Source organism: bacterium, from assembly GCA_013360195.1.
Classification (GTDB): domain Bacteria; phylum Electryoneota; class RPQS01; order RPQS01; family RPQS01; genus JABWCQ01.
The window spans coordinates 1-7825 of the sequence record JABWCQ010000035.1 but is presented as its reverse complement, the minus strand read 5'-3'; the positions used below and the strand labels follow the sequence as shown (position 1 = coordinate 7825).

6 protein-coding genes are annotated in these 7825 nt (G+C 54.4%); 3 read left to right on the top strand and 3 right to left on the bottom strand.

The window, feature by feature from the left end:
- Positions 1 to 19: 19 nt before the first annotated feature.
- The 3 genes from HUU59_13440 to HUU59_13430 form a co-directional block, all read right to left on the bottom strand.
- A complete protein-coding gene (locus tag HUU59_13440; GenBank protein NUO20444.1) occupies positions 20 to 1282 on the bottom strand; it encodes an Nramp family divalent metal transporter in 1263 nt (420 codons plus the stop codon).
- Positions 1283 to 1376: 94 nt separating this feature from the next.
- Positions 1377 to 2651, bottom strand: a complete 1275-nt coding sequence (locus tag HUU59_13435; protein ID NUO20443.1) for a DEAD/DEAH box helicase — start codon at positions 2649 to 2651, stop codon at positions 1377 to 1379.
- Positions 2648 to 3934: a magnesium transporter gene (locus HUU59_13430; protein NUO20442.1), complete on the bottom strand. Its 1287-nt coding sequence runs from the start codon at positions 3932 to 3934 to the stop codon at positions 2648 to 2650. Before HUU59_13430 ends, HUU59_13435 begins: the two co-directional genes overlap by 4 nt.
- A gap of 186 nt (positions 3935 to 4120) precedes the next feature.
- Here HUU59_13430 and HUU59_13425 point away from each other — a divergent pair, with 186 nt between their 5' ends.
- The 3 genes from HUU59_13425 to HUU59_13415 all read left to right on the top strand — a co-directional run.
- Entirely contained in the window at positions 4121 to 5392 is a 1272-nt protein-coding gene (locus tag HUU59_13425) for a DUF1015 domain-containing protein (protein ID NUO20441.1), read from the top strand.
- Positions 5393 to 6115: a class I SAM-dependent methyltransferase gene (locus tag HUU59_13420; GenBank protein NUO20440.1), complete on the top strand. Its 723-nt coding sequence runs from the start codon at positions 5393 to 5395 to the stop codon at positions 6113 to 6115.
- A 30-nt stretch (positions 6116 to 6145) separates the two neighbouring features.
- The coding region (locus HUU59_13415) for a hypothetical protein (protein NUO20439.1) at positions 6146 to 7825 on the top strand (1680 nt) is incomplete at its 3' end.

Here is a 7825-nt window from a genome sequence, read left to right as displayed (position 1 = left end):
CCGCGCCCTGGTCGTTCCGTTACCCGATTACCAGTCCCCCGAAATACACTAGAGACAGCCCGCTCAGCACCACAACCATCACCCAACAGATAACATTGTATACCGGGCCGTTCACGTATTCATCCATCAGCGATTTCTTGTTCACCATGATCAGCATCGGGATCAGTATGAAGGGCAGCAGCACTCCGTTCACAACCTGCGAAAGAAACATCACGCGAATTAACGGCAGCCCCGGTATCAGTACGAATGCCGCGCCCAGCACGATCAGCGCCGTGTAAATAATGTAAAACTGCTTCGCTTCGTCAAACTTATACTTGACTCCCGATTCCCAGCCCATCGCTTCACAAATCGTGTAACTGGTGGACATCGGTAAAATGGAAGCGCCAAACAAGCTCGCATTCAACAAGCCGAAGCCAAATAATATCGCCGCGAATTCTCCGGCCACCGGAGCCAGTGCCTGTGCCGCTTGCGCGGCCTCTTCGATGTGAATTCCCGTCGGATGAATCGTCTGCGCGCACACGACCACAATAAACATCGCAATCACGCTGACTCCGATGCCGCCTACAATGGTGTCAATCCGGGAATACCGGTAATACTTAAGCGGTATCTCCTTTTCCACCACGCTCGCCTGCTGATAAAACTGCATCCACGGCGCGATGGTCGTGCCTATCACGCCGATAATCATCAGCAGGTACGCGTTGCCGCCTGAAAGACTCGGTGTCACCAGCGCTTCGCCGACTCGTGCCCAGTCCGGTTTCGCCTGAACTCCGGCAATAATGTATGCAACATAAAAAAGCACCGCTATCAGGAACACGCGCTCGATGGTGCTGTAGCTTGCCTTCAACACAAGTATCCACACCAGAAACGCCGCAATCGGAACCGACAGATACTTCGAAATTCCGAATAACTCACCCGCCGCCGCGATACCCGAAAACTCGGCCACAACATTGCCGAAGTTCGTCGCCAGCAGGGCCATCATCAAATAGAATGTCCACCTGACGCCGAACGTCTCACGAATCAAATCCGACAACCCTTTGCCCGTCACCACACCCATGCGATTCGACATCTCTTGAATCATAATCAGCGCGACCGTCATCGGGATGAATATCCATAGCACCGTCAATCCGAAATGCGCACCTGCTTGTGAGTAGGTGGTAATCCCGCCCGCATCGTTGTCAACATTCGCCGTAATCAACCCCGGCCCCATGATGGACAGAAACAACAAAAACCTCGTCCATGCGGGCGAGGCTTGCTTAGTCCATTTTGAGAGCAGGGAAGTCATGACTTCTTATCTCCCCCATCTTCATTCGCAAAAATGGGGGACAATGAGGGGTTCGTGATTCTTTGCGGCGGCACCTGCTGCGGGTGCCCCTTGGTTATCGTCCCGTTCTGCGAGGTATCTTCGGTCTGCGATGCGACGACGTGAAACTCTTCGTTTGCGGACCAACCGTCCCGCTTGTCTTCTGCAATCCCGTTGCCTTCTCCGGTGCGGGCACCAAATAGTCAAAGTGATTCAGAGCCGCGCGCGTCATCTGCTGCCCAAGATGCTTCTCGATTTCGCGTAAAAGTATTTCTTCGTCCGGTGCCACCAGTGTGTAGGCGTCACCCAAGCGCTCCGCGCGCGCCGTGCGCCCCGTTCTGTGCACATAATCTTCGGATGTCGCCGGCAAATCGTAGTTGATGACGTGCGTGATGCCTGTCACGTCGATGCCGCGTGCAGCGATATCCGTTGCCACCATCACATTGTATTTGCCCTGCTTGAAGCCTTCCAACGCAGCCATACGCTGCTTCTGCGTGCGGTCGCTGTGCAAACTCGTCACGGAAAAGTTCTTCTTTGCCAGCAGCTTCTGTATCCTGTCCGCGCGGTGCTTCGTGCGGGTGAAAATCAACACGGCCGGTGAATTCAGTTCAATCAGAATTTCCGACAACAACTCCGGCTTCAAGTGAGCGGGTACAGGATAGGCCGTGTGAGACAGTCCGCGTGCGGCGCTGCTCTTGTGACCGATTTGCACACTCTGCGGGTTGTGCAGAATCTCCTTGGCGAGTTTGGCCACTTCATCCGGAAATGTCGCCGAGAACAGCATCGTCTGCCGCTCCTTCGGCACGCGCGCGATGATGCGCCGAACGTCCGGCAGGAATCCCATGTCCAGCATCCGGTCGGCTTCGTCCAGCACGAGTATCTTCAGCGTCTCCAAACGCAAGGTGCCGCGCGCTACATGGTCGAGCAGACGTCCCGGTGTGGCAACGATGATGTCCGCGCCCTTCTTCAAACCGTCCACTTGCGGACCGTAGCCCACTCCGCCGTATACTGCGAGCACCTTCAGCTTCGTGTGTTTGGCAAATTTCTTGAAGGACTCTTCAATCTGCACCGCCAGTTCGCGCGTCGGAGAGAGCACCAAGGCCACGGGCTTCTCATGTTTTTCGGTCAATGCGCGATGCAAAATCGGCAAACCGAACGCCGCTGTCTTGCCCGTTCCCGTTTGTGCAGCGCCCATCACATCCAGCCCCTTCAGCGCCAGCGGAATCGCCTGACTCTGAATCGGCGTAGGCCGCTCATATCCCATGTGCGTCACCGCGCGCACCAGACGCTCGTCAAGCTCAAACTGCTCGAACGCGGTATGTTCTTCAATCTTGATTTTTTCTTTCGTCACGTATCCTTCTTCCACGTCTTATAGAGCGTGGGCATCAAATCATCGAGCGAATCCTTGAAGCTCACTACTCCTTTTTGAATCCCGCTCTCATCCACGACCGGAAGGAACAGGAAGTTATACCGCAGGAACAGTTCGGCAATTTCGCTCAGATTTGTGTCGAGCGTCACCGTGATCAAGCGGCCTGATAAAATATTTCCCAATTGCAGAGCCGGGTCCTTCTGCAGCAGATTGCGCAGTGACACCGCACCCAGCAGCACTCCGTCTTCGTCGTGCACATAGATGTAGTAGTACGCTTCTATTTCGTCCGCGCTGTCGCGCAGCAACTCCAAAGCGTCCTCAACCGTCCTGTCTTCGGCAAGTTCGAGGTAGTCCGTCGTCATGAGCGCGCCAGCCGTGTTTTCCTCATAGGTCATCAGCTCGGCCACTTCGGCACGCTCGTCTTCAAACTCGAACTTCTGAATAATCTGCTCGGAGGCCGACTCATCCAAATCCGACAGCAAGTCCGCCGCTATCGACGGCTCCATCTCTTCGAGAATGTCCGCCGCGCGTTCAGGCTCCAACCCTTCGAGAATCGCCTTCTGAACGTCGTAGTCCGTCTCTTCGAGCGCTTCGGCTGCCGTCTCGACATCCATCGAAGCTACCATCACTTGTCGCTGTTCGTGCGACAGCTCTTCGAGAATATCCGCAATCTCTCCGGGGTGCAATTCCTTCAAGCGCTGCGCACCTACTTTCAAACGCACCGGACCGGGTGCGTCCGCGCTGTCGCTGACGGGCTGCACATACTTCCACGAAATCAGTTCGTCCTCGATCTTCCGCCCCAGTAACTTCGCGGCTTTGCGCATCGCCGTTTCATAACCCAGCCGTCGCGCCAAACCGGTGACTCCAACATCCACATGCACAACCCATTGCCGGTCGCCAATCAGAAGCTGAACATCGTTCACACGCACGACTTTCGCACCCTCAACATCGACAATCTGGCGGTCCCACAAGGTCTCACGAATGGAGATGTCATCGGGCGAGGGGCTGAGGGGAACAATTTTGTGCTCGTCCACCTTCAGCTTGCGGGCCTTCACGAACTCCTGATACTCCTGCCCCGTTGCAGGATATAGCACCAATCGTCCGCCATTGCGCAGCACCAATCCCTTCACTTCCGGAAACATCTCCGTCACCTGCGCGATGACATCCCACACCTTCCCCATTCCCGTCCCCAGTGTGCGGGAATAGGCGGGCCGTCCCAACATCGAGGACAGGTAAACCAGTTCTTCCGGAAGACGGTTGGACATAGGGGGTTGGAAGTTTCCGGCGCGGCGGAAAATGAGAGATTGGGGCTGATTCGGGTGCGCGGGTTGCGCCTAACCAACTAAAATAATCATTTTGAGGCACTTAGTCAAACTGGCTGGCTTGAATTTTTTGCGGAGTTTGTGTATCTTTTCGCAAACTACCCCATTGAAATCTATCCGGAGTTCCTGATGGCCCGCATTCACCCCTTTCGCGGCTTAACCTATTCCCCAGCACTGGCCGCGAAGCTGGACAAACTTGTAACCCAGCCCTATGACAAAATCGACCGCGCCCTGCAGGAGAAGTATTATGCTCGCGACCCGCATAATGTCATTCGTATTATTAAGTCCGATGAGACCGTAGCCAATCCCGAGTCACCCTATCCCGGCGCCGCCGCAACCTTAAAGCAATGGATTGCGGACGGCTCTCTCGTGGAGGCAAAGGGACCGGCCTTTTATCTCTATTATCAGACCTTTACCTTCCTGAACAAGACCTACGTGCGCAAAGGTTTTATGGCCTCCGTCGCACTTGAAGAAGAACGGGTCAAGTCGCATGAGCACACGCTTGCCGGGCCCAAAGCCGACAGACTGCGCTTGCTGCGCGCGCTGGAGACCAATGACGAGCTTATCTTCATGCTCTATTCAGACCCCAATGGCGAAAGCGTGAAGCTGATGGATTCGATTGCCAAGTCTCAGAAGCCCGCGCTTGAGTGCCGGGATGATTTCGGTGAACTTCATCAAGTTTGGATTGCCGATTCGCCGGAATTCGTGGAAAAGATGCAGAAACTGCTTGAACCGTGTGATTTGTTCATTGCCGATGGTCATCATCGTTACGAGACCGCCTGCAATTTCAAACGGGAAGCGCTCGACAAAGGCTGGAAACCGGTCGGAAAGCAGGGCTTTGACCATCGCATGATGGGCTTGTTCCCGATGGAAGACCCGGGCCTGGTGATTTTGCCCACGCATCGCTTGATTCAGAACGTGCAAAACTTCTCAGCCCCAAAACTCCTCGCTGCATTAGCCGCGAATTTTACCATCACGCCGCTGTCCAGCGAAGAAGCCCTGTTCGCTCGTATGGATGCCGAGAAGACGGATCAAGTTTTCGGCATGAAAGCAATCGGCACCAAAGACAATTTCTACTTCCTGAAATCTAACGAGCACGGCGGACCGGATCGCACGTTGGGTGTGACGATATTGCACACGACGATTCTCGAAAACGAACTCGGCATTGACGCCAAGACACTTTCTGCGGGCACGCACGTTGACTACGTTCGTTCGCGTCAGGAGTCGATTGATGCCGTCGGCAAGAACGGCATTCAGGCCGCGTTTATTCTCAATCCGACCAGTGTCGACGATGTGAAAACCGTCGCCGCCGCAGGCCAGAGAATGCCGCAAAAATCCACCGACTTCTATCCTAAACTGCTGGCGGGTCTGGTGATGATGAAGCTTGATATCAACAAATAAGTGTCTTTCACCAACGTATATCAGGACGACCGCCGCGCCGAGGCTTATGACAAGCTCGAATTCCCCGGCACGTATTATCTTGCCTACCGTGACTTGCCCGAACTCTTTGTCCGGCATGTTCACGGAGACTTAGCTTTGGATTTCGGCTGCGGTGCAGGCCGTTCGACGCGTTTTTTGAAACAGCTTGGCTTTGACGCGATTGGAATTGACATTTCCGAGGACATGCTGAAGCGCGCGCAGCAGAGAGACCCGGAAGGAGTCTATCTGCTGGCCGAGGATAACGGCAAACTCGAAGTGTTGTTGCAGTCGCATTTCGACTTAATCTTCTCGGCTTTTACCTTTGATAACATCCCGACGGCAGAGCGAAAGCTCGCGCTGTTCAAGACGCTGGCAAGCCATTTGACTCCAGCGGGCAGAATCGTCAATCTCGTATCGTCACCGGATATCTACACTCACGAGTGGGCTTCGTTCACGACCAAGGACTTTCCTGAGAACAAGCTTGCTAAGAGCGGAGACGAAGTGAAAATCATTATGACCGACGTGGAAGACCAACGCCCTGTCATTGACGTGATGTGGTCAGATGAGGCCTATCGCGAACTGTATCAACAAGCGGGACTATCAGTTGTCGAGATGATTTCTCCGCTTGGCAAACCAGAAGAACCTTTTGCATGGAAGAGCGAAACTTCCGTGGCGCCGTGGACGATTTACGTCCTCGGAATTTGATTTGCGTGAACTCGTTTCGGAGGTGGAATCATGAAACGCGCATTGCTCACTTTGCTCTGCAGCCTCTCCGCACTTGCCCAATGGCCGACGGATTCAAACTTGAATCTGTTGATCTGCGACCACACGGGCGAACAGGCTTTGCCCAAGACCGCCGCGCTGTCCGAAGGCGGCTGCTACATCGCGTGGCAGGATCTCTCTTCAGGTAACTACGATATTTATTTGCAAAGACTGAATTCGGACGGAGTGCCGCAGTGGGCAAACCCCTGCGGTATTTTAATTTCCGATCATCCGCAGGACACGTGGCTCACGGACTGGGATATCGCCGCTGACGTCTCCGATAATTGCATTCTGGCCATTAACGATATCCGCAACGGCTCTGACCGCGATATTACGGTTTATAGCATCGGTCCGCAGCAGGAATTCTTGTGGGGTGCTGACGGCATCGCGCTGTCCAACAATGACGGCTTCGAGCCGGACCCGCAAATCGAACCGATGAATAACGGCGATATCGTGTTTGCCTGGCAAGAGGAAACATCCATGCACCTCCGGCGTCTGACCGCACAAGGTGTGGACGTCTTTAATCCACCCACGATTACGTTTACGCAAGCGAACGGTGTCTCGATACCGCGACTCGCCGCAGCGGATTCGGGAGCCGTCATACTCTCTTATCTGGCGCAGCAGGGAACGCAATTCACTTCGCCGCGTCATCTGTATTTGCGAAAATACGCGCAGGACGGCACGCCGCTCTGGAATCCCAACGGCGTACCTATCATGACACAAAACGGCATTGGCATACAGATGCGGCCTGACGTGCTCTATGACGGAAGCGGAGGAGCGTTTTCCTACTGGTACGATGCGCGCGGAAACGTGCATCATTGCTATGTCCAGCATGTCAACGCGGCTGGAAACGTCGAATGGATTACCGACGGAGTGCAGGTGGATTTGTCCGCGAACGAGTTGCAGATGTCGCCGTCGGCCATTCGTGTTCCGGCAGGTGTGGCTATCTTCTATCAGACGGCAAACACGAATCAGTCACAGGGCGGATTGGACGCGCAGCTGCTCGATGTGAACGGTGCGAGATTGTGGAATGCCAACGGCTTGACGATTGCACCTCTCTCGCCGGAGCCGTGTTTCAACGTACGCGCGTTTTTGCAGGACGAAAGCTACACAGTCTTCTATTCGCAATACGCGCCCGGCAGTCAGATTAACACACTCCTGCGCGCAAGCCAACTCAGCCAGGATGGTGTGCCCAACTGGACTCCGACCGTGAAGGAGCTGTGCTCGGTGGTGAGTGAAAAGGGCAGACCGCACGCCTGCATCACTCCGCTAAATCAGATTGTCGCCGCATGGCCGGACTCGCGGACGGCGACAATGGACATCTTTGTGCAGAACATCAATGCCGACGGAAGTCTTGGACCCAACACGTTTCTGCCGCCGCAGATTATCATTTCTTCGCCGCACGACAACGAGATTGTACACAACCCAGATATCAACTTGGTTTTTGAAGTATTTAACTATTTTATCGATCCCGAATTCGGTGACGGCTATGTGTCCATTCAATTGAATGATCAGGACGCGGTGACGACCGATGAAGTCGCGCCCTTTCCGCTCACATTGCGTACGGGTGAGAACTCAATCATTGTGGAAATTCTCGATCTGGTGTTTCAGCCGCTTGAGCCGCGCGTAATGGATTCGGTGATTGTGAACTAT